The following is a 26,861-nucleotide window of genomic DNA, read 5'->3' as shown; positions in this document are numbered from 1 at the left end:
ACTGCGTCACTCGGCACACCGAAGGAGCAAGCGGCCGGTTTCACTGAAACGGCTCGTGAATCTCTCAGGTCCAGAGACGGAAGGGGTGCTTCTACCATTTTGTGTAGACAGCCAACCCTGGGCGTTCTCTGGAGATTGTTATGAAGCATATTGCAGTTATTGGCGGTGGCATCACCGGTATCACCACTGCTTACTCTCTGGCCAAGCGCGGCTTCGACGTTACCGTCTACGAAAAGCATCGTTATGCGGCTATGGAAACGTCTTTCGCGAATGGCGGTCAATTGTCGGCGTCTAATGCCGAAGTCTGGAACAACTGGCAAACCATAATCAAAGGCATGAAATGGATGTTCCACAGTGATGCGCCGCTGCTGGTTAATCCCAAGCCTTCCTGGCACAAACTGAGCTGGTTTGCCGAGTTCATGGCGGCCATTCCCCAGTACGAAAAAAACACCACCGAAACCGCCCGCATGGCGATCGCTGCCCGTGAGCATCTGTTTTCATGGGCAAAAGAAGAAGGTATTGATTTCGACTTGAAGGAACAGGGCATACTGCACATCTATCGCGACAAGGCCGGCTTTGACCACGCAGCAAACGTGTCGAAATTGCTGGCAGCAGGAGGTCTGGAGCGCCGGGCGGTCACCCCCGATGAAATGAAGGCCATCGAACCCACTCTGGCTGGCACTTATTACGGTGGTTTTTTCACTGAAAGCGATTCAACCGGTGATATTCACAAATTCACAAGCGGCCTGGCGGAGGCCATTCAGCGTCGCGGCGTCAAAACGTGTTACGGCCACACCGTTACCGAACTGAGTGCGGATCAATCCCATGCCTGGGTAACATCTTTTGATGGCGAACAACAAATTCGTAACACCTTCGATGGTGTCGTGGTCTGTGCAGGCGTTGGTAGTAAGGAGCTGGCTGCGAAACTGGGAGACCGCGTTAACATTTATCCGGTGAAAGGCTATTCCATCACGGTTGAGCTGGACGACGAAGCTTCCCGGCAAGCGGCGCCGACTGTCAGCTTGCTAGACGATGCCACCAAGCTGGTCACCAGCCGGTTGGGTGATGACCGTTTCCGCATTGCAGGCACGGCGGAATTCAACGGCTACAATCGCAACATCCGGGATGACCGTATTCGCCCACTCACCCGCTGGGTGGAGCAATGTTTCCCCGGGGTCAGTACCCGACGGGTTGTGCCCTGGGCAGGGCTGCGCCCCATGCTTCCCACCATGATGCCGCGAGTCGGCCCGGGTCGCCTGCCAACGGTGTTCTACAATACTGGACATGGCCACTTGGGCTGGACGCTGTCGCCCATTACTGCCGAGATGCTGGCAGAAGCCGTTGAAACGGCGCCTGCTTACCAGTAACACTGAAACAGCATTCGATCCCGGGCGGTTTTTCAGTCTTGCTATGAAGCGATGTACAGGACAATCACCTCACCCAGGTCACGCCCACATAACGCACTTTTTAAATTGACGTAGACGTGCGAATTCGTCTACCGACTCGGTAGGCGAAGCCTCATGCCCCATCAAAAGTATTGTCAATACAACAGTTGTCCTATTCTCGTCTCTGATTTATGATATGTTATAACATTATTTATTCTTATCAGAAGCAGCGGAGATTTATGAAAAATACTGGCAAAAAACTGCCCGTCACCGTTCTATCGGGCTTTCTTGGTGCTGGCAAAACCACGGTTTTGAGCCACCTGCTGAATAATCGGGAGGGCCGTCGGGTGGCAGTGATTGTCAACGACATGAGCGAAATCAACATTGACGCCAGTGCCGTGAAAAACGAGGGGCAATTGAACCGCAGCGAGGAAAAGCTTATTGAAATGAGCAATGGCTGCATCTGTTGCACCTTGCGTGAAGACTTGTTGGTGGAGGTATGCAAGCTAGCTGATGTCGCGCGGTTGGACACCATGGTGACGGTTGTGGATGCGTTGAATTTCCTGGGGGATTATGACGAAGCCAAATACTTGCAGGAAACCGGTGAACACCTGGGTGAAGAGGATGAGCGCAACGTTGCCGATTTACTGGTGGATCAAGTGGAATTTGCCGACGTTATCCTGAGATGAACTGCTGGCCGGGCCGACTCAGTGGCAACACCTGGCTGATCCATTTCCAATCTGGGAGGCCAAGGTATGACGGCAAAGGCATCAGCAGTCATCGAACAATAATATCCGCGGCAAACACGCCTAATGTTGAAGAAGTCCTACTCCATCTGGCGGCCTATCCTCACCTGCAAAAAGATATCGGCTTTTTGGTTGATATGTTTGGCTGCCTGTTTGAACTCAACATGATTGGCCTTCGCATTGCGACGCTGACCCATGCCATGAGCCCGAGGTTCCATGTTGATCGAATACCTTGTGCCTGAGATTACCACCTATCTGGGCACAGGCACTGATTGGCTCCACCATCAAAGTGTCAATCGCAGCAAGCTTGGCGCGGGTATGGTTCATCGTTCGCCTTCTATGAATCCCGACGAACGTCGATTGCTGCTCTCCTTTGACTTTCTTTCGCCCGCTAATCCATGAACATTGATGCTATTTATTAACCCGAAACACCAAATTCGCCGTTACCGGCACGGCAGCGGCTATAGAGGTTAGGCCTGCTATTTCACGAAGTGCTTCTACGCCATCACCCAAACCGAAATCTTCGGCTTTAACGAGTAACGGTTGCTTCGTACTTACGGCAATGCCGCCATTCGCGAGTTTAACGACCTGCAAACGGGTGTCGTAATCTATGGTTTTGCCATGCAGAGACAGCGTCAGCTTGACATCTTCATTGGCGATTGTGCCCTCCGCCATTTTTTCAAACCCGGCGACATCTACCTGGGCCGTGATATTGGCCATGGGCGTGTTTTTAGTATCAAACAGCATTTCATGCATACGTTCGTTGCGGATGGGGATCTGTGTTTCAACACTGGCCAGGTGGACGCCTAGATTCACCTTGCCGTTATCAGCCACTTTACCTTCCAACTCTGCAAAGCGATGGGTTTCCGCTGTGGTCCCGTTTTTGATCGACACGAAATGCAGTGAAGACTGATCCGGGTCGAGAGTCCAATCGGCTGCCACGTTCAGCGACATGAAACTGAATCCGGCCGCTAACAGAATAGGTAAAGCGCTTTTTTTCAACATGATTCCATCCTTGTTGGTAGTTACTGCCATTTTAGTCCAGATTCTTTGAATCTGCTTATTTACCGCCCACTCCCATCCTGCCCAAGCACCCGCAACGCAAGGCTTGCGTGCTGCGAGCGGGCATCCTGAATGTCCAGCGTCCAGAACCCGGCGGAAGGAAAGCGCAGTGTATCCCGTGGTGACTCCAGGGTAACCAGTTGCTGACCGTTCAACACCACACTCACCGGGTATTCGGCCCCGGTCAGGCGCGGGCGTATGGCGTCTCGTCCCGGCGGAAAGGCCAGCTCCAGGCCGTCGCCGGGGAACACCACTTTCATGCTTTGCTGGCGCAAGGCGTCGGGTTTTATGGACGGGCCAGAGGCCAGTGATAAGGGTGGCCGCTCAGGGCCCAGGGAATCCAGTATTGCCAACGCAATCGGCGCTGCGGTTTGCAGACCGGTGTGGCTGGGCAATTCGGCGTTATCCGGGCTGCCAACCCACACTGCAATCACGTGATCACGGGTATACACCACCGACAGGGCATCGCTACCGCGGGGACCTGTGCCGGTTTTCAGGGCAAAATTATTCAGGGTAGACGTGCGCGCGCGGTTTTCCGGTAACGCCACCCGCCGCAAATGATAAGTTGTGCGGGCTGCACTGCGGTCATTCATTGGCCGCGTTACGGCTTCGGCGCTTTTTAGCCAGTGCGCTTTTGTGCTGTGCTGACCCTGGGCTAATCCGGTGTACAAACCCGCCAAATCTTGCAAGGTAAGACCAATACCGCCAACCGCAATGGGCAGGCCAATATCGCCGTAAAGAGTGGCGCCACGGGCGCGAAGTTCAGACTCAAAGGCCGCGGGCGACAAACGTTGCAGGGCTTCCACCGCTGCGCGGTTATGGGAACGGGTGAGCGCATCGCCAAAGGTCTGCTGGCCTTTTTCGCTGTGATCAAAGTTGTCCGGTGTGTAGCCGCCAAAATCGGTGTGCTGGTCGGTGTAAACCTCTTCGAATCGCAGTACACCAGCGGTTTCGGCGTAGGCGTAAATCAGCGGTTTCAGGGCCGACCCTGGCGAACGCGCTTGCACGCTGAAGTCGACGGCGCCGCTGGCTCGGGCGTTGAAATAGTCCTGCGAACCTAGGTGCGCGACCATTGCGCCGTTGGTATCCAACACCAGCGCTGACACATTGACGCCAGAGGGCAAAGCCCAGTTCGCGCTCATGGCGCTCAGGTTACGCTGGGTGGTGCGGTTCAAGGTTGTGGCATTCAAGCCAGACAAGCCCTTCGCCATGGCCCGGTCTGCCAAGTGGTGGTCTAACTGGGCGAAACTCACGGAATTGCCCGGCAGCGGGCTTAATGTGGCGTTGGTGTATTCGGCAAGGGTTAACAGGCCGCTTTCAAAGCCTTTTCGCAGCACTCGGTCCCGAGCCGCACGGGCTATTTTTGGGAAGCGATCTGGCCGATGTTTCGCCGGGCGCTGGGGCAGCGCTACCAGCAACGCGGCTTCGGCGTGGGTCAGTGCCACCGGCGATTTGTCGAACCAATAGCGGCTGGCCATTTCGATGCCTTCCACGTTTGCACCGAAAGGGGCCAGCGTGAGGTAGGCGTCAAGAATTTCCTGCTTTGAATAATGAGCTTCCAGCCACAGCGCACCCATTGCCTGGCGCACTTTGCCCGCCAGCGTACGCCGATGAGGCCGCAATAGACGGCTAACCTGCATCGAAATGGTCGACGCACCCGATACCACTCTTCCGTGTCTCACGTTGTTGATGGTCGCCCGCACAATGGCCAGCGGGTCTACACCCGGATGCTGGTAAAAGCGCCGGTCTTCGTAGGCCAGCAGTAGATTGATATACGTCTGGCTGACCTCCCCTTGCGGTTGCAACCGGTAACTGTTGCCCAGCAAACGCACGTGCAACCATTCGCCCTGATTGTCCGCCAGCACCAGGCTTTGTTGGTCCAGACGCTCCATAGGCAACGCTGCCCACTGCACCAGCGGCTGAGCCAGCAAACCCGCAACAATGAATGTCGCGGCGAACAGGTTTAACCAGCGGCTTTTTAGAGTGCGGTCAAAACTAGTTCGCCGTAACATGAATGCGAACACCCTCGGTGGAGGCATTCAACGATGGGTTCAGCATATTTTCCATGTAGGCCGCCGGCATACGGTAGTTTCCGGGCGTAACGGCGCGCCACACCGACACGGATTCCAAGCGGTCGTTGTTGCCAAACCGATAACGCGGCGTAATCACTTGGGTAAAGCGGTCGTCCAGGTAGAGCGAGTGCGCGCTATCTTTTGGCTGCCAGGAAAGACCCAGCAGTTCGAATAAGGTTTCTACGCTTATGCCGCCAAGATTTGGATTCTCGATCTCAAGCCCGCCAGCGGCTTTTTGCTCAATCAGCCATTCACCATCCGCCCGCTCACGGATTATTTTTCCGGCCACGGTGCTCACCAGAAGCTCACCCTGTTGCAGTTCAATAACGCCGTCTTTAAGGCTAGCCTCACGGGCGCTCATATCAGTACCAACTATGGCGAACCCTTGAGTCAGGCTGACATCGGCGGGTTTGCCTTCGGTGTCACCCTGCAGCAGTTTCGCAATGGATGATGGCAGGTTTTTAGCCGCGCGATTGCCCGTTGCCACCAGGGTCAGGTGCAGTACTTCGTCGGAATGATTGGTCAGCGTAAGCCCTTTGTTCGCTTCGCTCAGATCCAACTCATTTACCGAGCGGTTCAGCGACCAGGCGCCGTCTTTTGGTGTTGCACTGATGTAAGCAGCTTCTGTGGCCAGGTAAGCCCAGGCTTTTTCCTGAGTGTTCAACCACGGGTCACTGTTAACCGCTGTTGTCATAGCAGCCAGCGCGCTTTCCGCCTTGTCTGATTCAGCGTCGGCGCTGTAACGGGCCAGTGCTGCTCGGTGGCGAACCGGCGTGGCGTAGGTGGAATAACGGTAGCTTTCGCTATCCACCCGAGCGGCAATAGCGAAAGCCTGCTCGGCCCTGGGTTTGTCGCCCAGCAGGCTAAACGCCATGGCCAGCTGGGACGCGCTGGTCATAGTCAGCCCTTCAGTCTGGCTCAGCAAATATCGCATTTCGCCCACATCCGCGTTGCCTTGGCGAGCGCCTAGCAGCAGCGCATAAATCTTTACCTCGGTGTTGTTGGAGCGCATCAACCGCGGCAAATTGGGCGCCATATCCATCAGCATTTGCTGGCGCAGGCGATCAAGACTTCGGGCTTCGTCGGCCTCAAATACGCCTTCGGGCAACGGATGCAGCAGAAATTCATAGGCGTACAAGCTGAGCCATTCTTCCGATTCACCACCGTCACTCCACATACTGAACATGCCAGAGGAGCGTTGCAGATCGGCTATGCGTCGGTAGCTTTTGCCCAGGCGCTGCCGCGCTTCGGTGAAATTGCCGCGCTCGGCCAAGGTCTGAGCCATCACAATCAGTGGAAAGGCCCGGGACACCGTTTGTTCCAGGCAGCCGTAAGGGTAGCGGGACAAACCCGCAGCCAGAGACGTGCGGTCCGGCAACGGAAAGCGGCTGACTGACAGGCTGGCGCGGCCGTCATCGAGCGCTGTCAACAAATCCAGTGGTGCCTCGGTTGTGGCGCCAGGCGCTACTTCCCGGGTTTCGGTCAGGGTAATCAACGAGCCGCCAGGGCGCGCCAGCAGTGGCCACTGGTAGGTTTGTTCGTGGCCGTCTGCCAATGTAACGCGCAGGCCAATACTGCCCTGCCCGTTGGCGGTTACCTTTACCGGTACGGATACTTCACGGGTCTGGCCGGAGGCACTCCACTCCACGCGTGTGCGGGATTGGTCTAATTCGAACGGACCCGTCACCGACCATTCTAAAACCGCTGTTTGCGCCTCGCCTTCGGTCAGCGTCAGCGCGGCTCCGGCTTGAAAACGATCACCACGAGTAACGGTGCGCGGCACCGATGAATTCACCGCTACCCGCTCGCGCACAATCAGTTCATCGCTGAACTGTATGGATCTCCGGCTATCCGAACCGGTCACGTCCAAGCGCAGGCGGCCGTTAATCTGGCCAATCTCAAGCACAATCTCGGCTTTGCCATTCCTCACTTTCACCACATCGGTTTGCAGGGCAATGGTCTCGAAAAAGGTTTTGCGACTGGGCTGCTCAGCGGCGGCTTCGTCGCCCCCCACCACCAGATTGGTGCCGCCAATGTCATCACTCAGACGCGACACCAATCCATAAGGGTCGAACAGATCTGCACTGAATGCGCGCTTGCGGGTGAACCAGTCAAACGCAGCGGCCTGGGGGTGATTGGTCAAATTCAGAATGCCAATATCCACCGCTGAAACAACCAGGCTGGCGCCATCGGCTGCATCCGGCACATTCACCGTCAAGCTTACGGTCTGGTTAGGGCGTACAAATTCGGGTAAATCCATAGACGCCTGGCGGCGAAAACGCGCAGGCTCGATGGACAGATGGGCCACGCCGACCGCACGGGCAGCGCCCGCCGAGCCTGCAGGCGCCTGGCGATAGGCTTTCACCAACACATAGGCCTGACTGGCACCGGCCGGAGCTTTTACGTCCACGCTGGCTTTGCGATCGGCCAGTACAACCTGATGAACGCTGAGAACGCTATCGGTCACCAGCATGATTTCTGCGGTGCCGTTAAACGGTGCGTCTATAGACACGGTCACCGTATCGCCGGCGTTAGGTTTTGGATCAGACACCGCAACGTCCAGTACGTCGGGCACCGCTGCGCTGGCGCCAGAGGTGCTCCACCAGCCTACTTGCAGGCGAGTCTGGGTGGGTTGGCCGGTTTCCGGTAACAGCTCCAGTTTGTAACGGCCGTTACTCAAGGCCGGCAAGGTTAGAGTCGCCTGGCCAAGGTTGCTGGCTACGTTCACCTCAACCGTGCCGCTGGCGCGAACGCCCTGTTCGTAATATTCGATGCGGTAATCCCAGCCTTCGCCGCTGCGAGTCCAGTAATAGTCCCACTCTTCCTCAATCAGCCGCCAGCGTACGGTTTCCGAGTTAGCCTGGCCGCTGCGAGCATCCACGCTGGTTAGCAAAAATTCGGGTGTACTGCCGCTGCCATACCCGCTCTGGGCGTCAGCGGGTTTTACACCTATCCAGCTGGGTTGGGTGGCCACAAACACCGATTCGTTTTGGCGGGTTACTCGACCGGATACTTCTTCCAGCTCCACGGCGACCGTTACACGCTGGGGCAGTTCGCTATCGGCGATGGATTCAAACGCACTAGCGCTGAATTCGAAATCCGCCAGGCCTGCCTCCGAGGTTTGCAGGGTTTGCGAGTCCAGCAGAGCTTGCTGCTGATGGTTCTCGTCTAGCCCACCAAATTCAAAGCCGTCGAATGCGTCGAAGGGGTGGCGCGTAGGGTTGGCTCGTAGCTGGGCAGAAATGGGCCTATCGGCACCTGGCGCACCAAACAGGAACAGGCTTTCGGTTGAAAAGGCCAGCGATTGATCAATAGCCGCGAACGCCGGTAACCCGGTGATGTTCACTTCCATGGTTTCCGGTACAAAATCTTCCACTTGAAAGTGGGTGCTGGCCAATTGAGTATCACCCAACAGCAATTGCGTGCGGTATCGACCCTTATAGGCCGTGGCACCCAGCGTTATTTTGGTGCTGAGCAGCCCGTTCTTGTCGCTGGTAACAGGCTGGCTGATCAACACTTTGGAGTCCGGGCGGATGATTTTGAGGGTGAAATTCTGACCGGCCATGGGCGCCAGATCATTCGCACGGGCGATGGCGCTGAAATACACGCTTTCACCACCGCGATACACGCCGCGCTCGGTGCGCAAATAGCCATCGCCCAACACCGCCGTATCAGCGCCGTCCACCGGCAATTGCGCAAGCGACAACGGCGATTCATTGAGGGACAGATAGCTCAGCGCGCGATTGTTTTCATTGATCAACAAGGCGGGCGCCGAGCCGTTCTGCCCGCGCATCAGCGCGTTGGGAATGCGGGCATAGCCGTCCGCTCGAATCGCGAAGCTGCCCAGGGGTTCGGAGTTTTTAGCCAGCAGCTCTATGCTGCCGCGGGCAATCAGTTCGCCGCTGTCGAAATCCCGCATCGACACCAGGGTTTCGCTATCGGCCACCAGCGCAGAAAGCGCATAGCGGGAATGCAATACCACCACTTGCTGATCGTCGTAGCGGCGATAAAGAGTGAACTCACAGTCTGCATCGCTGCAGGGTGACACTCGGGCCAAATACGCAGCACCAGCGGGCAGGTCCGCTTTACTCAAATCAATATTCAGGCTGGCTTCGCCATAAAGATTCGGTTGCAGCATAATCACTTCCTGGTGCAACAGCTTGCTTTCGTTATTGTCGAAATACCCTTTTCCGCTAAGCTGCTCCGATTCCAGCAACCGACGGGCAACCGCTGGCAAAAGGGCCTGCACGGTAACCTGAACCCGCTGGTGGCCTACCGCCTGCACCTGCAAAGACGGCGCACGGCCGGCAGGTACTAACACCACTCCGCTGCCATTGGTAATGGTTATGCTATTTCTCAGCGTGGGCGTGGTTACTTCAAAGGTCTGCGCCTGTGCCAGCGAGCCCGTGCTGAGTGGCAGCCCTTTGCGGAACCTGATCGTGTAGGCCGTAACGGGCTCAAGCCCGGTGATCAGCAGCTGCTTTTCGCGGGTGAGCACGCCGAAAGGCACAGAAGAGCCACTTTGGGCATCTTCTACCTGAATATAGGGCCGCAGGTCTGCGCTCAAATCGGGTTGAGTCAGCAGTGGAAAGCGTATTTCGGCGCGGCCACGGGCCTGGGCGTACTCATCCACCATCGGCTTGCCTGCCAGCTTTTTTTGGGCGGACGAAAACTGCGTTGTGTCTTCACAGCCTGAATCAGAGCAAGGGGCTTGCTGGTCTTGGGCTGACAAAGACGCGGCCGAACACAGGCAAAGCAGAACCACAAACCATAAATAACGCATAGCAAGATCCTGTTCCATCAGAGGACTAATACCTGCAATGATGGACGAACACTCCGAAGCTAGCCATGGTGACCAACGTATTCGCAGAATAATTCACTCAAACGCCACATTTCGCCATATTTCAAAGGCATTTGTTCACAGGCATCTGTTTACAAGCGCTTAATTTTAACGGACATCTATTGAAGGGCATCAAAATGACATCAGAAAAATGGATTACAATTTCATCTGCTGATAAAGACACATTTTCCGGCTACCTGGCATTGCCACCGGCCGGAACAGGCCCTGGCCTGGTGCTAATTCAGGAAATCTGGGGAGTAAACGATCACATCCGTGCCGTTGCCGAGCAATATGCCCTGGACGGCTTTGTGGTGTTGGCACCGGATGTGTTTTGGCGCCAGCAAACCCGAACCAATCTGGACTATACCGAAGCAGGCACCGCCGAAGCGTTTGCTTTGATGAACGGCACAGACTTCACCCAGGCGGCAGAAGACGTTGTGACAGCCGTTGAATATCTGCGTGAATTACCGCAGGTGTCTGGCAAGGTAGGCGTGCTAGGTTACTGCATGGGCGGGCAGCTGGCCTATCGGGCGGCCGCCAGCGGCAAGCCCGATGCAGCCGTCAGCTATTACGGCGGAGGCATTCACAACAACCTGGACTTGGCCGGGCAGATAAGCCAACCCATATTGTTTCATTATGCTGGACTGGATGGACTAATACCGGCCAGCGCCGTTGATCAGGTACGCAAGGCTTTTGACGGCCAGCAACATGCCAGCATTCACAACTACGAAGGAGTGGATCACGGCTTCAACTGCTGGGGGCGACCGGCTTACAATCAACGTGCGGCGGCGTTGGCCCACGGCCGCACGTTGATGTTTCTGGCTCAGCACCTGGCGGGCTGAGACTAGCCTGGCTGCAAACCGTTGAGGATGGCGCCAATGAATTCGTCCATCATCGGGCGGTTGCTGTTCACGCTTTCGCTAATCGCCTCTTGCTGGTCGTCCAGCATTCTTTGCACCAGATCATTTAGCGTGGTGGTATCAAAGCCCTTGTCAATGCCACCCTGCCCCAGCTCGCGAACATCCTGAGCCAACCCGGCCAACGGCCTCAGCTGGCTGGCCAGTGACGGCTGGCCAGAGGTGGACTCATAGGCCGTGGTTGATACCGTGCGACTGGAAGACAGATTCAAGCTGAAGCTGGCCAGTTCTTCGCCGCCCAGGTTCAAGCCCCGCGCGGATTCAAACGCGCCCTGAACATCGCCGCGGAAAAACTGCCCGGCAACGCCCTGCGCCTGTTCCAGCAGGCCGGCAATGGCTTCGCGTTCGCCGCTGTCCAGGTCACCTTCCACACTGAAAGAATAGCGCCCGGCAGACGCACTAACCGCGGCCAGTGAACGCGATTCTCCGCTTGCGCTGGATTCTGAACGGCTTTGAACTGCGGAATAACGGCTCTCTTCCATCAGAATAGACACTTTGTCGCCATCGGCGGTGGTTACGTCAAAGCGAAAAGCGCCGCGGGAAGCAGATTCAACCTGCATACCGCTTCTGCTAACGGGTGCCCCGCCATCGGCGACCGCCGGCTGGCCCAAAAAGCGCTCTGCGAGTTTGTCCAGGCCGTTCTGAATGCGGTTGAAGCCGTCATCAATCTCGCTGGCCAGCTTAGGATTCATCAACCCCAAGGCTTCAATTTGCTCACGGGCTTCGCCGTAGCCTTTTTCGATACCAGAACGGGCCTGTTCCATCAGATTAGCCAGGCGTTCCGGATCGGCTCCGGCAGCCGCTTCCTGCTCTAGCCGCAGCTGAATAAAGCCCAGCATCGTGCCCGCCACGTCGGCGGCAGACGGCGGCTGAAAACCTCCGCCAAAACTGCGTACCGCGGCGGCGCCCGGCCCTTCAAGCTTGCCCAGGCTTTGCTCCATCTGCTGCTGCAAGCGCGAGCGCAACACATTGATGGCATCTTCTGGCGTGCGAATAACCTGGCGCTGGGGCTTGCCAGCAGACTCTGTGGATTTGGCTCCATCACCGGCCTGACCGGGCAGGTCAATGCGTTGCGCCTGCGACTCGTTGGCGACCCGTGATTGAGACGGCGACTGTGATGATGCCGGCGACGGTGAACCGTATAAAGGAGAAACCATGGCAACAAACCTCGTTCAAGCGTTTGGGCTGCAGTTAACAATCAGCCAAATCAGTTACAACGGGTATCGGCGCGCGGCGCTCAAACTTTAACCGGTTTATTTTTTTACCCAGCCGCCATCCATTTCGATGTATTGCCCGGCCGGCGTTTTCTCAACCGCTTTCTGGCCAGCCACAACTTCCACTTTTGATACTGCAATGCCGTTCTTCTGGGCAATGCCTGCGTACGCATCGCGGCGGGCGTCATTGATGGCCTGTGCAATATCGCGGGCGCGGGCGTCAGACGTCACAGGAGCCAGGTAACCCGACGGCGTTTCACCTACCAAACCCTGGCTTTTTGCAGAATCCAGAGCATTTTTGGCTTCGTCAAGGCTCATGGCAAACGCCGGAATGCTCAGGCTCAGCGTTAGCAGCAAGGCAGCGACGCGCTGGTAAATAGTCATATTCAACTCCTTGATTATCAAGTGCGTACACTCTTTATTATCAGGTACGCACATTCTCGATTATTTGGTACGTGCGCCCATTATCGTCGGGGGTTTGTCACAGGATTGCGAACTCAGAACAGGCCTTTTTCACTGAACAGCTCGTCCACATCCTTATCGACCTTCACGTATATTTCGTGCTGAATTTTCACGTTCAGGTTGACCGTAATCGGCTCTTTAGGTGCCTGCACCCGCACCGTGGGTGTGCAACCAGACACCACGGTGGCCAGCAACAAGCCCGCAAGCAGCGCCGTTAGCGGACGAAAAACATTCAAACCAACGTACGTCATAATAATATGCTCCTGTGTTACCAATTACTTTATCAGATCTTCTGCGGGTTCGCGCTCGCGCTTTTTAAGCAGTTTTTTCACCCGCTCGGCCACCGCATCTGTTACCCGGCCGCTAAGTTGCAAACTGGTCAGCAGGGCGGGAATATTTTCTTCAAGATTAATATTCAACACCACAGCACGACCATCACCCACCTCCGGGCTGTTGCCTTGCAAATGCAGCCCCAGCATCAAAGTGCCGTTTTCGTCGTAATCAATATCGCTGCTGAGAGCCGAATAACGAAAGTTTTCCAAGGCTTTTGACACTAATTCCATGGTTTCGTTTTTTTGCCCCAGGGCGCGCAGCCGTTCCGCACTCAATTGCAGCTGGCCACCTGGCTCCAGCGCACCCAAGCGGCCACGTTTCACCCGCACACCCGTGGCTGGGTCTATCAGCAGCGGAATGGTACCGCTGAGTATCCCGGTGCCGGCCAGGCCTTCTGCCGGGTACACCCGTAACAACTGCGCCAGATTTAAGCGGTCCAATTCCAGCGGCACGGTGAACGGAGCTGAGGAAATATCCCAACTGCCCGACGCGATGTTCAACGCCCCACCCAAGGCGCCTGCGTTGGCCTGGGTTAAGGTCAGCTGCCCCGCCATTGGCCGTTGTGCTGGCGCACGGTAATCCCCGGCCAGGACGATAGGCCCTAATGGAATGCCGGGATTGACCTCGTCCAAGGTCAGCTGCGATGTCGACACCTGAAATTGGTCAGACTTCAACGTGGCTTCAACGGTGCCGTTCATGTTGCGCCATGCGGTGCGATCCCAGGTACCACCGACGTCCAGAAACACCAGTTTGCCATCGACAACCAACGGTTGACCCGGCAGCAGCTGTGCGTTCACGTTGGCACTTATAGTGCCGCCGCTGGCGTCAAGCAGTTCCGGCCAAGCCACAAGCACCCGCCCCAGGCCGTCAATTTCCCGCTTGCCGCTCACCCGCATTTGCGCGTTGACAACAATGACCGGTGCGGCCGCGTTGCCATAAGGAACTTTAAGATTGATATTGGCGGAGGTACCGCTGTTCGCTTTGGCTATTCCCGACAATTGAAGACCGTTCATATCGGCTGTCGTTTTGCCGTTAAATTGCCAGCGTTGCGTTAGCAACTGAGGATATTTTATCTGCTTGGCGCTTATGTCCAACGGCCCGCTGAATGTCAGGTTCTCCAACGTCGCCGGGGCCGTTTTGAAGCCTGCCGTCAGGTTGTTGCCGGCCAGTGCCAATTGCGGATTTTGTAGCTCCAGCGCCTCGGCATCATCGCCGCCCAAGGATTTAATCTGAGCGGCGGAAACCCGGGACGATTGGGCGAAGGTCAGATTCGCCTCTGTCGATGTCAGTTCACCGCTCATCAACAGATCCAGTTCGGGCTTATCAATACGCCACTGGCCAACATCCAACCGGGCCAAGTCTGCTGTAAGCCGGGTTTGGGCCAGCTGCACCTGCCAGGGTGCCGAAGTAGAAATCGCCAAGTGGGCATCAACGTTAATGTCGGCCGCGCCGTGGCTGCGCAGAGCGACCTGCAAAGGAAGGGTCGCATTCGTTGCGTTTTTGTTCGCACCCGTTTTGTTTGCACCAGGCAGCGCAGATGCCGTTCCAGGTAAAGCAGAGGCCGGGCGTACAGACAGCTCTAGCTGTTGCGGACGCAACTGCACAGGCAATGTCGCGGCCCAATGCGCTGGCTGCGTTAGTGCCAGGTCTGCGCTTAGGGTTTGTGGTTGCCAGTTGCCTTGGTTAAGCGCCAACGCCAGAGCCAAATCACCCTTTATACTGCCCAGGCCCGGCACCGGCCAGGGCTGCGGCACCCGGGCTTCGGCATTGACCGTGCCTGTCGCCTTCGCGAAAAAGCTCTGGCGTGGCCCCTGCAAATCCCAACGGACGCTCACCGAGCCCTGCTCTGGCTGGGCAAAACTCGCCTCCTGGGGCAGCGGAGTCCAGCTCTGCACCCAGGCAATCAGCCACTCCGCGTTGGGCAGCTCCGGCACAGCGAGCGACCCTTGCCAGTGTACTTCTGTGTTCGACTCAAGCGGGCGGTAGCGGGTTTCCAGGGTCAGGTTGCGCATATTGTCGATATCGACAGTTGCCGACATCTGCAATCCCTGCTCACCGGGAGCAGGGTTATCCCCGCCGCTCAAAACACTTCCTTCAATCGAAGCACCTTCTTTAACGGACGCAGGCCCTTTCATCGGGGAGAGTTCTTTTATAGAGGCGAATTCTGCAACAAAATCGACCCGATGCCCTTGGTGCTCTAGCGACAAGCTCGCGTTTATAGGTAAACCATTGTCTGTTTCTTGCGCGCTGTGTTGAATATCCAAAGCACCTTGCAGCGAGCAGCGACCGCTGGCACAAGGAAGAATGGCATGAAATCGCTGGACACGAACGCGTGAGGGCAGCCACGAGTTTAGAAGAGGCAGCTGCGGCGGCATTTGTTCAAATATGGAAAAAGCGGGTATGGCAGAAGGCGCATCAACCGCTGACTCAGGCTCGATGGCCATAATCTCGAGCTCCAGTTGCTGCGCGTTCACAGTATTCAACTGCGGCAACCAGTTTTGCCACTGCCACTTACTGCCGCCTCCCCAGTGCCAGCCCAGAGTGATATCTCGAGCGTTTATTGTAAGACGGCGCTCAGGACCCAACTGAATAGCCTTCAGTTCGGCGACCGACACGCTGTGCAAGCCCAACCGGGTACCCTGCCACTGAACATACTCAATGTTGTTCTGTGCCAGCATCGCTTCCCAGCGGTGCTTCACCCAAAAAGCACCTGCCAACAAAGCCAGTAAAACAATCAATAGCAGAATAATCGCCCGCGAACGGGTTTTGTGTTTGCGCCCAGCGTTCATGCGGAGCCCTTCCCTCGTTTGTCCATCACAATATATCGATGCGACCCCGCGCCAGGCGCACCCGCTTTTTACGCTCGAGCTCTTTTAACAGGCGGCTGACTACCTCCCGCGCGGTGCCCAGTTCAATGGCCAGATCCTGATGGGTTATCAACAGCGGGCTGCGTTCAGCCCGCGCTTGCAGCCACTCGTTCAGGCGTTCGTCCATACGGCGAAAAGCCACCTCTTCGACCAAGAGCATCAGGTCGTCCAGGCGGCGACCGTAAGATTCCATAATACCCTGGCGAAAACCGTCAGACTGCTCCATTAAACAGTCAAACAACGCCCGCGACACCATAATCACCTCGGCTTCGTCTTCTACACTGGCTTCTGCACGGTAGCCAAATCCGGTCATTAGACAGCCAATAGACAGGGTGCAGATATCGTTCGCGCCCATGCGGTAAAGTACAATGCTGTTGCCGGAAGCGCCGGTCATCTGCACTTTCACCACGCCACTGAGCACCAGTGGCAAGCCATGGCAGCGCTCGCCGGGATTGAACAGAACCTGGCCAGCCGGAAATGTCATCACTTGGGTCTGCTCTACAAACTGCTGCCGTAGCGGGGGCGCTAAAGTATGCAGAATACTGTGTTGCGACATAAATCCGTCCTGGGTTTTGGGCGTCCCTCGTAATGCGGGCCTAAAAGACAGCTCGGTAGAAGCGTTTTGAGCATCGATCTGTATTGCCGAACATGGCCTTTTCCGCGCCTGAAAACCATCTTCCTTACAATAACCCGCATCGGACAAGCAATGCTTCACCCGGATCACTTAAAAAGACGCCGCGCTGAAGGCGATTAGGTGCTGTCTGCGGAAATCACTCAAGGTTTAATGTCGTCGTTTTTAACCACTTTGTCTTCTTTTCCTACCCCTGCTTTAGTTTTTTCGCCTGTTTATGTCAAATTCCCCAGTTATTCCGACGCTATCTCGTTAGCTGAGATAATCTTGTCAACATGTGGTAAAAGTGGGTTGTGGGCGAATATCCGTCCACTAAAACCAATCACTCTACTAGCCCGATTGACCATGACCAACGACAACAATCAAACGAAAGCCCGACCCTTCACTTCCAGCACAACCTTGGCGAAAGCCTCCCTGCTTTTGCGCACAGTGGCGAAAATCTTCCCGACCGGAGGCACCTTGTCCCGCATTGCCCGGGAAGTGGGAATGAACACGGCCACAGCACATCGCCTGCTGACGGCGCTAGCCCATGAAGGGTTACTCACTTTTGACCCTTACGCCAAAACCTATCATGTCGGCTTTGAGCTGTTGCAAATTGCCGAGTCCGCACAAGCGGTGGCACCGGACCTAAAGTTACGTCACCACCTGCGACCCTTGCTGGCCAGTATTGCGCGGCGCACCGAAGAATCCACCTACCTTTCCATACACGCCAACCGCGATTCCGTGTGCATCGACCTGGTCGAAGGCACGTATCCCATCAGTGCCAATACCCTCGTGGCAGGCTCGCGCAGACCTCTTGGCGTAGGTGCGGGCGCAATGGCGTTGCTGGCCGCTTTGCCTCTGAAAGAAGGTAACCAGATGGTGATAAAGAACCAGGAACGCTATGAGCACTACTCCGGTATTAACTCAGCCGAGGTAGGGCAAGGCTTGAGCGAGTGCCGCCGATTGGGCTTTGCGTTCAACAGCGGACGTATCGTGCCGGAAGTCGCGGCGCTTGGGGTGGCTTTCAGAGTTCCGGATAGCGAGCATCGTGTCGCTATCAGTGTTGCGTCCGTGGTGTCTCGTATGCACGCCGAGCGCCGGCAACTCGTTATCGACGTCATTCGAGATGAGATTCGTCAGTGGATCTCGCAGACGGCGGATCATCGAACTTTGAAAGGAAGCGGTGTTGGGAACAGTTCCCACCATTCGTTTTAGTAAGCCCTATATTCCGCTGTGCAAACTTAAAATCCGTTTCGTAGTTTTTTATTTTACCAACTATTATACTGCTGTATAATTTAAAATATTGTTTTCTATGAATAAAATAGAATTACTTAAATAATTGTGCGTAATTTTACTTATTTTTTACAATAAATTTTCTCAATATGCGATAAATTAATTCATCAATTTAAGAAAATTATTGACTAGAGTTAGTGCTACAGTCTATTTTCTGCTCTGCACTGCCTGCCTCACCGTTTTTTCGCTGTGGCGTTGCATCCAATGTCGGGCTGGCAGAAAGAGTTCACGGCCATAAAACAATAATGTAAGGAACCCTCAATGATTCATTCCCTTGCTCTGCGCCGCCCGTTGCTAACCGCAACCGCCGCGACTGTGTTCACCACCATGATGACCCTCGGCGCGACCGCGGTCAGCGCCGAAACCGCGCTGCCTGACACCATGACCTGGTCGTCATATGACGTTGGATCGGCAGGTTATGCCGAAGCCTCCGCCATCGCCGATGCGTTTGGTAAGAAATACGGCACCCGTATACGCATTCAACCATCAGGTTCTGCCATTGGTCGCCTGCAGCCATTGATCAGCGAACGTGCCGACTTCAGCTTCCTGGCCACCGAAACGTTTTTCGCGGCTGAAGGTATCCACGACTTCTCCACCCGCCGTTGGGGCCCTCAGGATCTTCGTGCTGTTGCTGGTCGACCGTCGTCGTTCGGTATTTTCACCGCCGCCGATGCCAATATTAAAACCCTGAAAGACTTGAAAGGTAAGCGCTTTGCCTACGTTGCAGGCAACCCGTCGATCAACGTCAAGTGCGATGCATTCCTAGCCTTTGCCGGTCTGACCCGGGACGACGTGGAAGCCATCATGTTTCCCACTTACGGCAACACCATGAGCGCACTGGCCCGCAATGAAGCGGATGCTTCCTGCACCACCACCACGCCGAGTCATGTCTACGAACTGGCCGAATCGCCCCGTGGCATTCGTTGGCTGGAAGTGCCAGCTGAAGACAAGGAAGGCTGGGCGCGCCTGAAAGCAGTAGCACCGTTCTTCCAGCCCTACACGGAGACAATTGGTGCGGGCATCAGCGAAGAAAACCCGGTGGATATCCTGGCTTACCGTTACCCGGTGCTGACCGTTCGTGCGGACACGGATCCTGAGCTTGTCTATACCTTCATCAAGGCACTGGATGAGACCTACGACATGTATAAGGACGCCACTGCGGTTATGCCCCGCTGGCGCCTGTCCGAAGCTGGCACCCCGGCTATCGATGTACCTTTCCACGCCGGCGCCATCCGTTACCTGAAAGAAAAAGGTATCTGGACCGAGGAGCACCAGGCCTGGAACGATCAGCGTACCGAACGCTTGAACGCACTGCGGGATGCTTGGCCGAAGGCCTTGGCCGAAGCGGAAGGCAAAAGCGACGAAGAGTTCGCGGTTATCTGGGAAAAGCATCGTATGGACACGTTGAGTTCCCTGTGATTTTTAACTGAGCAAGCGCCAACCGGGAGTGCTCCGCAGGCTTCCGGTCTGGCCCCTTTTCCCAGAGTGTCCTCTATATGAAAGCCTTATCGGACGTCCCCGCCGAACCTGCCAATACGCCTGAATCTCCTTCTAGCCGTCTCCAGGGCTTTGCCTACTGGTGCGCTATGGGTCTGGGTGCACTGGGTTTGCTGATGGCGATTAACCAAACGTTTAACCTGAAAATTCTGGGTTTCCAGCCGCTGGGCAACGCCTATCTCTATTATCTGATCGGTGTTTTTCTTGCAGCTGCCTTCCTGTGTTTTCCGGCCTGGTCGGGAGCTCGTCATCGGGTGCCCTGGTACGACTGGCCACTGGCGCTGGCGGCTCTGGGTTCTTGTGGTTACTTGGGCTACCACGGTTTGATCATGATCCAGCTGGGCTGGGATTATATGGCGCCAATCGAGGCGACTGCCGCTTCTGCGGTATTGCTGGTACTGGTGCTGGAAGGTGTTCGTCGTTGTGGTGGCTGGCCGCTGCTTGCGGTGGCGTTGCTATTCGGCACCTACCCACTTTACGCCGGCTCCATGCCCGGTTTTCTGTGGGGCAATGAATATGGCCTGGCCGAAACCATTCGTGCGCACGTTATGGGTGTCGAGAGCATTATTGGTATACCGATGCAGGTGGTGGCACAACTGGTTATCGGTTTTGTGGTGTTTGGTGCTGCGCTGACTATTACCGGCGGGGGCGAGTTTTTCATGCGCTTTTCCACCGCCCTCATGGGTCGCAGTCGCGGCGGCCCGGCCAAAGTGTCCGTGTTATCCAGTGGCATTCTTGGCAGCCTGTCAGGGAGCGTAATCTCTAACATCCTGACCACCGGCCCGATCACCATTCCCACCATGAAGAAGACTGGCTACCCCGCCCATTACGCGGCTGCGATCGAGGCTTGCGCCTCTACCGGTGGCACGCTGATGCCGCCGATTATGGGAGCGGTCGCTTTTATCATGGCGTCGTTTCTGGGGGTGCCTTACTCGGAGATCATCATTGCCGCTTTCCTACCGGCGCTGCTGTTCTATCTGGCGCTGATTTTCCAGGTTGATATCTACGCCGCCAAGCGGGGCCTCAAAGGCATGCCCGAAGCAGACATACCTAGCATGAAAGAGACCCTAAAAGACGGTTGGCCGTACCTGTTCAGCCTGGTCATGCTCATCTACATGTTGCTGTTCATGCGGTTGGAGGCCTATGCGCCTTACTACGCCACGGTAGTGCTGTTAGGCATCTCAATGTTCAAGCGCCGGCACCGACTCAATCGCAAGCGCGCGCTGGCATTTATCCTGGATCTGACCACCAGTGTTTCAAACCTGGTGGCTATTCTGGCCGGTATTGGCCTGGTGGTAGGCGGCTTGTCTTACACGGGAGTGGCCGGTGCTTTCTCCCGCGAGTTGCTGCTCTACGCCGATGGCAGTATTCCGTTGATGCTGGCGGCCGGTGCAGTGACCAGTTTTGTGCTGGGCATGGGGATGACCGTCAGTGCATGCTATATCTTCCTCTCCATCCTGCTGGCGCCCGCGCTGGTCAATGCCGGTCTAAATCCGCTGGCGAGCCATCTGTTCATTCTATATTGGGGCATGATGTCGTACATCACTCCGCCGGTAGCCCTGGCGGCGATTACCGCTGCCGGCGTTGCCGGTGCTAACGCCAGCAAAACCGGGCTGTACGCCATGCGGCTTGGGGGCATTCTGTTCATCCTGCCGTTCTTATTCGTGCTTAACCCGTCGCTGATTCTTCAAGGCCCCTTGGGTAATATTCTGACCTCTGTGGTGACGGCCGTAACCGCGATCTGGCTGATGGCCTCCGCTATGGAGGGGTACCTTTACCGGGTAGGAGTTCTGGCCTGGCCCCTGCGAATACTGGTCATGATCTCCGGTGTCGTGCTGATCTACCCCGACATCGTGACGGATGTTATTGGCTTTAGTTTGACCGGCCTAATCTACGCGTGGCACCGATGGGTGCGGCAGCCTGTATCCCTCAAACCCAGTTAACCGCAACCAATGCAATGGTGAACAAACGTGATTAACAAAATCTGTGAATCCCTTCGGGCCGCGGTTGCCGATATCGAAGACGGCAGTGTTGTGATGATCGGCGGCTTCGGCAATTCCGGTATTCCAATGCAGCTGATCGAAGCACTTCGCCTGCACGGTGCCCGTGAGCTGACCATTATCTCCAACAATGCCGGCACCGCTGAAGAAGGCATTGCGTCGTTATTGCGTGACCGCTTGGTGCGTAAGATGGTGTGTTCGTTTCCGCGTTCGTCTGGCTCGATCTGGTTTGAGCGCCTTTACGAAAAGGGTGAAATTGAGCTGGAGCTGGTACCACAGGGCACCCTGGCGGAGCGCATCCGCGCCGCCGGTGCTGGCTTGGGCGGGGTTTATACACCCACCGGTTATGGCACCCGGCTCGCCGACGGTAAAGAAACAAAGGTGATCAATGGCAAGGGCTATGTGCTGGAAACCGCCATGCCTGCCGATGTGGCACTGATCAAGGCGCACCGGGGAGATGCTTGGGGCAATTTGATCTACAACACCGCCGGTCGTAACTTCAATCCCATAATGGCGACGGCCGCCCGAATCACTATTGCGGAAGTTAACGCCGTGGTTGAGGTCGGTGAGCTTGACCCAGAACACGTGGTGACGCCGGGCATATTTGTTGATCGCGTAGTGGTTCAGGAGGTACAGCAACATGCTGCGGCTTAGTACGAATGAGATGGCGAGTCGGGTGGCCCAAGACATTCCGGATGGCGCCTATGTGAATCTTGGCATTGGCATGCCAACCTCGGTTTCCAACTATGTATCTGATGATAAACAGGTTATTTATCAAAGTGAAAATGGTATTCTCGGCGTGGGGCCGGCTCCAGAGCCTGATAAAATTGATCCGGATCTGATCAATGCCGGCAAGCAGTATGTGACCCTGCTCAAGGGCGGCTGCTACTTCGACAACGCCGAATCCTTCGCGATGATGCGCGGCGGCCATCTGGACATTGCGGTACTGGGTGCGTTTCAGGTTTCGGCGACCGGCGATCTCGCCAATTGGGCCACCAACGACGACAAGTTTCCACCCGCTGTTGGCGGCGCCATGGATCTGGCGGTGGGTGCAAAACAGTTGTTCGTGCTGATGCGCCACACCACAAAGACCGACGAGCCCAAGATTCTGGAGCAGTGTGAGTACCCACTGACCGGAGCAGGCGTGGTCAAGCGCATCTACACCGATCTCGCGGTTATTGATGTCACCGACGAGGGTTTGCGGGTGCGGGAATTGTATGGTGACAATACCCTGGCTGAGGTTCAGGCATTGACGGCGGCGCCACTGCTACCACCGCTACCACCACTATAGGGAGATACCTCTTGGTCACTGCTGGATGGACAGATGTCATGCCCCGTTTGAGCTCATGAGCCGGGACACCGCCGCATCCCTGCTGACCCTGCGTTCCGCGCTTACCTACCTGGCTTTGGGTGCTGGAGTGCTGTCATTTTTGCCGGGACTCGGGGTTTTGGGTGCGATCGCGATCATCAGCGCCATTATCCTGGGCTGGCGGGACCTTCGATTGGTAGCGCGGTTGCTGTTCGGTCTGCTCACGGTGATGACGATCATTGCGATCACGATTGAGCCGAGTGCGTTGATAGGCGCCGCCACCAGCATGACCCGCCTGACGGCGCTCATCATAACGGTGATGCTGCTGTCTTCCATGCTGGGTAAATCGGCTGACCTTGGGCTGATTTCCAAGAGCCTGTTTGCGGGCTCGCCGCTGGCCCGCTACTACAGCGTAACCTTCGGCACCGCCTTTCTGTCGATGCCGCTGAATTTCGGCTCGGTCGGCGTGGTCGCCACCATGATCCAGAGTGAAAAAGACCAGCAAGGCGACTCTGCCATCACTCGCAATGCTTCGCGCGGTGTACTGCGCGGTTTTGGCGCATCGCCGATTTTCTCACCGCTATCGATCTCCATTGTCCTCACCGTGACCTTTGTACCAGCCCTGCACAGCTTGCAGATTATTGCGATCAGCCTGCCACTGGCCGTGGGTTATCTGCTAATAGGGGCCCTGTTTCTTGAACCCGAATCAGCAGAATACCAGCCTGTCGAAGCACCAGAGCCGGGCACAAGACTGGCCCGCATGATGCCCTGGCTGAGATTTGCCGCCGTTATTGGGGCGATTTGCGGGGCCACATTCGCCTTCAGTGGCTACTTTAACCTCAGCTATTCGCGAGCGGTGACGCTGAGTTGCCTCGGTGCGGTAGTGATCGGACTGGCGCATCGGCGCTTACAGGGCAGCAAAATTACCCTGCCGTCGATGGCACCGATGAGCAATGAACTGGTGATAGTTGGAGGCTCAGCCTTTCTCGGAGTACTGATCAGCACCTTTGCTATTCAATGGCTGGGTGCAGGGTTCAACCTGCCGGGCTGGGCCTACCCCGTCGTCGCATTCGTGGTTCCGTCGGTGTTTTTTCTGGGTGGTATGATTGGGTTTAACCCGATTGTTATCGGCACCCTGACTGGCGGTGTGCTCGGGCCCATCTGGCCCGTGAGCGCGGTTCTTGGGTTGGGTATCGCCATGGTCTCTGGCTGGGGCCTTACTACTGCGGGTACGCCGTACTCGGCCAACTCGCTGCTGCTGGAGCGATTGACCGGTTACAGTGCCCAAGTAGCCTCTTTGCGCTGGAACATGGCGTTGTCGATATGCTGCCTTTTGTTTACTGGCGCGCTGGCTGCCGCCATTACCCTGATGAAGACTGGAGGTTGATCCGACGGTAGCGCTTAACCGGTCTTTTTACTGTGACATTATCACTGACTCACAAAGACGGCAGGTCTAAAGTTCATAGGGTCGCATTATTCCAACACAAGGAGATCAGACAATGACCGTTGATATGAGATTTGCGGATCGAATCATTCGTACACTCATCGGCATTGTATTGCTCCAACACAAGGAGATCAGACTATGAGCGTTAATATGGGATCTGCAGATAGAATCATTCGCGCACTCATCGGCATTGTGCTACTAGCACTGGTATTTGTCGGCCCGCAAACGCCTTGGGGCTGGATTGGTGTTGTACCCTTGGCCACCGCGCTGATCGGTAACTGCCCGGCCTATTCACTGCTCGGCATCAAAACCTGCAAAACGCAGTAAACACACGGGGACAGATTTCAAATCTGCCCCCTACCTCCTACACCACATCCACTCGCAACTGCTCCAGCACAAACGCTTCCATTGCCTGGGCTGCCGGCGCCAAGGTGCGGTTGGCGGATTTCACCACGCCAATGCGGCGCACCACGTCCGGATTGTGCAGCGGGATAAAACACAAGCTGGCGCTCTGCTCGGGGAACGCCAGCCGCGGCAGGGTGGTCACGCCGGCTCCGGCTTCAAGCATCGCCAGCAAAGAAATCATATTCGATATATAAAAGGCGCTGTTCTCCACCAACTCGGCCGCCGCGGTGTTCATCAACAACCGCGAGGTGCCATTACCAATCAGCTTTTCGCCGCGTAGGCGCTGCCAGTCCAATGTTGTGTCCTGGGCCAGGGCGTGGTCACGGCGACACACCACGCCAATTTTGTCCTCGAACAAATGGCTATAGTGCAGCTCTTCACTGTTTTGCCACAGACTGGTAATTCCCAGGTCCACCTCGCCGTTAGCCACCATCTGGCACACATAATGGGCGTTCTCGTCGTGCAGGCTAATATTCACATCGGGAAAGCGGGTAATAAAGCGCGCCAGAAACGACGGCATGATTCGGCTGGCCACCGACGGCACCGTAGCAATGTGAATGTGCCCCTCACGGCCATCGGCGTGAGCGGCCACGTCCCGTGCCATGCGGTCGTGCTGGTTCACCAGATCGCGAAATCTTGGCAGGCAGTATTCACCAAACGGCGTCAGACGCACCTTGCTGCCCCGTTCCAGCAAATTCTGCCCCAACTTTTGCTCAAGCTCCCGCACCGCCATCGACAACGCCGGCTGGGTACGGTGCAAGCGCCGTGACGCAGCGTGAAAACTGCCCTCCTCCACCACCGCAATCACGTAGCGCAACTGCTGTATTTTAAGCTCGGGCGGCATACCGGTTTCCTCAGCAATTCGATAAAGATTTCTTATCAAACAATGTTATTTATTGATTATTCTTATTATGGCACCGGCAGTAGTATAGGTACAAAGACAAAAGGAGAACTTCATGAGCACGTCCCACCCACTTTATATTAATGGCCAATGGGTCACCGGCGCCAAGCGCATCACCAACTCCAGCCCGTCTGACCTTACCGATGTGATCGGCGAGTACGACCAAGCCAACGCCGAACAAACCCAACAGGCCATTAGCGCCGCCCGAAAGGGTTTTGCGCAATGGAGTAAAAGCGGGTTGGAACAGCGCTACAAAGCCCTGATGGCCATTGGCGACGAGTTGATTGCGCGCCAGCAGGAACTGGGTGAATTACTATCGCGGGAAGAAGGTAAACCCCTAGCTGAAGGCAAAGGCGAAGTGTACCGCTCCGGTCAGTTTTTCCATTACTACGCCGCCGAAGTGCTGCGGCAGATTGACGAGCGTGCAGACTCCGTGCGGCCGGGCGTAGAAATTGACGTTCGCCGCGAGCCGTTGGGCGTGGTGGGCATTATCAGCCCGTGGAACTTCCCCATGGCCACCGCCGTGTGGAAAATTGCACCGGCTCTGGCGTTTGGTAACGCCGTCGTCTTTAAGCCCGCCAACCTGGTACCCGCCAGCGCCTGGGCGCTGACTGAAATCATCAGCCGCCAGGAATTTCCGGCAGGCACGTTTAATCTGGTGATGGGTTCCGGCGGCGAAACCGGTGAAGCCCTGATCAACAGCCCGCAGATTCAGGCCCTGACCTTTACCGGCTCCCTGGAAGTAGGTCGCCGCATAGCGTCTGCCACCGTCGCCAATCTGGTGAAGTGCCAGTTGGAAATGGGTTCTAAAAACGCATTGATCGTGGTTGACGATGCCGACGTAGATCTGGCTGTAGAAGCCGCCTTTAACGGCTCTTATTCCGGCAGCGGTCAAAAGTGCACCGCCTCTTCACGCCTAATTGTGACCGATGCCGTTCACGACGAGTTTGTCAGCAAGTTGATCGCCCGCCTGGAAAAAGCCACTGTTGGTCACGCCCTGCACGAAGGCGTTCAGATTGGCCCCATTGCTGACAAACGCCAGCTAGATTCCAACATGGCGTGGATTGAACGCGCCCAGGCCGACGGCGCTACCCTGGCCTTTGGCGGCAACCGCGTTGACATGGCAACCGAAGGCTATTACATGGAGCCCGCGCTGTTCACCAACACCACCAACGACATGGCTATTAACCGCGACGAAGTGTTCGGCCCTATCGCCTGCGTTATCCGCGTGGCGGATTATGAAGCCGCGCTGGACACTCTGAACGACACCCAATACGGCCTGACCGCGGGCATTATCACCAACTCTCTGAAGCTGGCATCAGATTTCAAAGCCCGTGCCGAAACCGGTTGTGTGATGGTGAACCTGCCCACTGCGGGCACCGACTATCACGTGCCTTTTGGTGGACGTAAGAACTCCAGCTTTGGCCCCCGCGAACAAGGCCAGTACGCGCGCGAGTTCTACACCGTGGTAAAAACCTGCTACGTGCGGGCATAACGAGGG

Annotated in this window: 19 protein-coding genes and 1 pseudogene; 11 read left to right on the top strand and 9 right to left on the bottom strand. The window is 56.2% G+C overall.

Annotated features, from left to right (window positions below; translation table 11 throughout):
• Positions 1-140 precede the first annotated feature (140 nt).
• Both MIH19_RS06800 and MIH19_RS06795 read left to right on the top strand, forming a co-directional pair.
• The gene (locus tag MIH19_RS06800) at positions 141-1,367 is read left to right on the top strand and encodes a D-amino acid dehydrogenase (protein WP_249008146.1); all 1,227 of its coding nucleotides are present in this window, start codon (positions 141-143) and stop codon (positions 1,365-1,367) included.
• 257 nt (positions 1,368-1,624) lie between these two features.
• Positions 1,625-2,068: pseudogene (locus tag MIH19_RS06795) on the top strand (GTP-binding protein); the annotation flags it as partial.
• A 474-nt stretch (positions 2,069-2,542) separates the two neighbouring features.
• Here the strand turns inward: MIH19_RS06795 and MIH19_RS06790 are convergent.
• Genes MIH19_RS06790 through MIH19_RS06780 form a run of 3 tightly spaced genes read right to left on the bottom strand, consistent with a single transcriptional unit; the run spans position 2,543 to position 10,048 of the window.
• Entirely contained in the window at positions 2,543-3,136 is a 594-nt protein-coding gene (locus tag MIH19_RS06790; RefSeq protein ID WP_249008145.1) for a YceI family protein, read from the bottom strand.
• Between the two features lie 59 nt (positions 3,137-3,195).
• Complete coding sequence (locus tag MIH19_RS06785) at positions 3,196-5,205, bottom strand: transglycosylase domain-containing protein (RefSeq protein ID WP_249008144.1); 2,010 nt, start codon at positions 5,203-5,205, stop codon at positions 3,196-3,198.
• Positions 5,189-10,048, bottom strand: a complete 4,860-nt coding sequence (locus MIH19_RS06780) for an MG2 domain-containing protein (protein WP_249008143.1) — start codon at positions 10,046-10,048, stop codon at positions 5,189-5,191. The genes MIH19_RS06785 and MIH19_RS06780 overlap by 17 nt, the downstream gene beginning before the upstream one ends.
• Positions 10,049-10,242: 194 nt before the next feature.
• Here MIH19_RS06780 and MIH19_RS06775 point away from each other — a divergent pair, with 194 nt between their 5' ends.
• Positions 10,243-10,947, top strand: a complete 705-nt coding sequence (locus tag MIH19_RS06775; RefSeq protein WP_249008142.1) for a dienelactone hydrolase family protein — start codon at positions 10,243-10,245, stop codon at positions 10,945-10,947.
• Between the two features lie 2 nt (positions 10,948-10,949).
• On the opposite strand, the gene MIH19_RS06770 is transcribed toward MIH19_RS06775, so the two are convergent.
• From MIH19_RS06770 to MIH19_RS06750, 5 genes are all read right to left on the bottom strand, one after another.
• Entirely contained in the window at positions 10,950-12,179 is a 1,230-nt protein-coding gene (locus tag MIH19_RS06770; RefSeq protein WP_249008141.1) for a DUF5610 domain-containing protein, read from the bottom strand.
• A gap of 96 nt (positions 12,180-12,275) precedes the next feature.
• Positions 12,276-12,620, bottom strand: a complete 345-nt coding sequence (locus MIH19_RS06765; RefSeq protein ID WP_249008140.1) for a YdbL family protein — start codon at positions 12,618-12,620, stop codon at positions 12,276-12,278.
• A 113-nt stretch (positions 12,621-12,733) separates the two neighbouring features.
• Positions 12,734-12,949 carry a YnbE family lipoprotein gene (locus tag MIH19_RS06760; RefSeq protein WP_249008139.1) on the bottom strand — a complete coding sequence of 72 codons (216 nt, stop codon included), beginning with the start codon at positions 12,947-12,949 and terminating at the stop codon, positions 12,734-12,736.
• Positions 12,950-12,973: 24 nt separating this feature from the next.
• Positions 12,974-15,820: a YdbH domain-containing protein gene (locus tag MIH19_RS06755; RefSeq protein WP_249008138.1), complete on the bottom strand. Its 2,847-nt coding sequence runs from the start codon at positions 15,818-15,820 to the stop codon at positions 12,974-12,976.
• Between the two features lie 25 nt (positions 15,821-15,845).
• Positions 15,846-16,454 carry a Crp/Fnr family transcriptional regulator gene (locus MIH19_RS06750; RefSeq protein WP_249008137.1) on the bottom strand — a complete coding sequence of 203 codons (609 nt, stop codon included), beginning with the start codon at positions 16,452-16,454 and terminating at the stop codon, positions 15,846-15,848.
• 420 nt (positions 16,455-16,874) lie between these two features.
• On the opposite strand from MIH19_RS06750, the gene MIH19_RS06745 reads away from it, so the two are divergent.
• From MIH19_RS06745 to MIH19_RS06715, 7 genes are all read left to right on the top strand, one after another.
• Complete coding sequence (locus MIH19_RS06745; protein ID WP_249008136.1) at positions 16,875-17,726, top strand: helix-turn-helix domain-containing protein; 852 nt, start codon at positions 16,875-16,877, stop codon at positions 17,724-17,726.
• 339 nt (positions 17,727-18,065) lie between these two features.
• Positions 18,066-19,223: a TAXI family TRAP transporter solute-binding subunit gene (locus MIH19_RS06740; RefSeq protein WP_249008135.1), complete on the top strand. Its 1,158-nt coding sequence runs from the start codon at positions 18,066-18,068 to the stop codon at positions 19,221-19,223.
• A 77-nt stretch (positions 19,224-19,300) separates the two neighbouring features.
• Entirely contained in the window at positions 19,301-21,244 is a 1,944-nt protein-coding gene (locus tag MIH19_RS06735; RefSeq protein ID WP_249008134.1) for a TRAP transporter permease, read from the top strand.
• A gap of 27 nt (positions 21,245-21,271) precedes the next feature.
• The gene (locus MIH19_RS06730; protein ID WP_249008133.1) at positions 21,272-21,955 is read left to right on the top strand and encodes a 3-oxoacid CoA-transferase subunit A; all 684 of its coding nucleotides are present in this window, start codon (positions 21,272-21,274) and stop codon (positions 21,953-21,955) included.
• On the top strand, positions 21,942-22,592 hold the full coding sequence (locus MIH19_RS06725) for a 3-oxoacid CoA-transferase subunit B (RefSeq protein WP_249008132.1): 651 nt from the start codon (positions 21,942-21,944) through the stop codon (positions 22,590-22,592). The genes MIH19_RS06730 and MIH19_RS06725 overlap by 14 nt, the downstream gene beginning before the upstream one ends.
• Positions 22,593-22,647: 55 nt before the next feature.
• A complete protein-coding gene (locus MIH19_RS06720) occupies positions 22,648-23,997 on the top strand; it encodes a hypothetical protein (RefSeq protein WP_249008131.1) in 1,350 nt (449 codons plus the stop codon).
• Between the two features lie 195 nt (positions 23,998-24,192).
• A complete protein-coding gene (locus MIH19_RS06715) occupies positions 24,193-24,381 on the top strand; it encodes a DUF2892 domain-containing protein (protein WP_249008130.1) in 189 nt (62 codons plus the stop codon).
• A gap of 37 nt (positions 24,382-24,418) precedes the next feature.
• Here the strand turns inward: MIH19_RS06715 and MIH19_RS06710 are convergent, their stop codons facing one another.
• Positions 24,419-25,303 carry a LysR family transcriptional regulator gene (locus MIH19_RS06710; protein WP_249008129.1) on the bottom strand — a complete coding sequence of 295 codons (885 nt, stop codon included), beginning with the start codon at positions 25,301-25,303 and terminating at the stop codon, positions 24,419-24,421.
• A 112-nt stretch (positions 25,304-25,415) separates the two neighbouring features.
• Between MIH19_RS06710 and MIH19_RS06705 the strand changes: the two genes are divergently transcribed.
• On the top strand, positions 25,416-26,855 hold the full coding sequence (locus tag MIH19_RS06705) for an aldehyde dehydrogenase family protein (RefSeq protein WP_249008128.1): 1,440 nt from the start codon (positions 25,416-25,418) through the stop codon (positions 26,853-26,855).
• Positions 26,856-26,861: the final 6 nt, after the last annotated feature.

This window comes from Marinobacter sp. M1C, from assembly GCF_023314135.1.
GTDB lineage: Bacteria > Pseudomonadota > Gammaproteobacteria > Pseudomonadales > Oleiphilaceae > Marinobacter.
The sequence above is the reverse complement of the archived record's forward strand: the minus strand, read 5'-3'. Positions and strand labels throughout refer to the sequence as shown.

Bases quoted from the DNA above. Each gene is read 5' to 3' on its own strand.
- MIH19_RS06800 (WP_249008146.1), top strand. From the start codon at position 141: ATGAAGCATATTGCAGTTATTGGCGGTGGCATCACCGGTATCACCACT.
- MIH19_RS06790 (WP_249008145.1), bottom strand. From the start codon at position 3,136: ATGTTGAAAAAAAGCGCTTTACCTATTCTGTTAGCGGCCGGATTCAGT.
- MIH19_RS06785 (WP_249008144.1), bottom strand. From the start codon at position 5,205: ATGTTACGGCGAACTAGTTTTGACCGCACTCTAAAAAGCCGCTGGTTA.
- MIH19_RS06780 (WP_249008143.1), bottom strand. From the start codon at position 10,048: ATGCGTTATTTATGGTTTGTGGTTCTGCTTTGCCTGTGTTCGGCCGCG.
- MIH19_RS06775 (WP_249008142.1), top strand. From the start codon at position 10,243: ATGACATCAGAAAAATGGATTACAATTTCATCTGCTGATAAAGACACA.
- MIH19_RS06770 (WP_249008141.1), bottom strand. From the start codon at position 12,179: ATGGTTTCTCCTTTATACGGTTCACCGTCGCCGGCATCATCACAGTCG.
- MIH19_RS06765 (WP_249008140.1), bottom strand. From the start codon at position 12,620: ATGACTATTTACCAGCGCGTCGCTGCCTTGCTGCTAACGCTGAGCCTG.
- MIH19_RS06760 (WP_249008139.1), bottom strand. From the start codon at position 12,949: ATGACGTACGTTGGTTTGAATGTTTTTCGTCCGCTAACGGCGCTGCTT.
- MIH19_RS06755 (WP_249008138.1), bottom strand. From the start codon at position 15,820: ATGAACGCTGGGCGCAAACACAAAACCCGTTCGCGGGCGATTATTCTG.
- MIH19_RS06750 (WP_249008137.1), bottom strand. From the start codon at position 16,454: ATGTCGCAACACAGTATTCTGCATACTTTAGCGCCCCCGCTACGGCAG.
- MIH19_RS06745 (WP_249008136.1), top strand. From the start codon at position 16,875: ATGACCAACGACAACAATCAAACGAAAGCCCGACCCTTCACTTCCAGC.
- MIH19_RS06740 (WP_249008135.1), top strand. From the start codon at position 18,066: ATGATTCATTCCCTTGCTCTGCGCCGCCCGTTGCTAACCGCAACCGCC.
- MIH19_RS06735 (WP_249008134.1), top strand. From the start codon at position 19,301: ATGAAAGCCTTATCGGACGTCCCCGCCGAACCTGCCAATACGCCTGAA.
- MIH19_RS06725 (WP_249008132.1), top strand. From the start codon at position 21,942: ATGCTGCGGCTTAGTACGAATGAGATGGCGAGTCGGGTGGCCCAAGAC.
- MIH19_RS06720 (WP_249008131.1), top strand. From the start codon at position 22,648: ATGAGCCGGGACACCGCCGCATCCCTGCTGACCCTGCGTTCCGCGCTT.
- MIH19_RS06715 (WP_249008130.1), top strand. From the start codon at position 24,193: ATGAGCGTTAATATGGGATCTGCAGATAGAATCATTCGCGCACTCATC.
- MIH19_RS06710 (WP_249008129.1), bottom strand. From the start codon at position 25,303: ATGCCGCCCGAGCTTAAAATACAGCAGTTGCGCTACGTGATTGCGGTG.
- MIH19_RS06705 (WP_249008128.1), top strand. From the start codon at position 25,416: ATGAGCACGTCCCACCCACTTTATATTAATGGCCAATGGGTCACCGGC.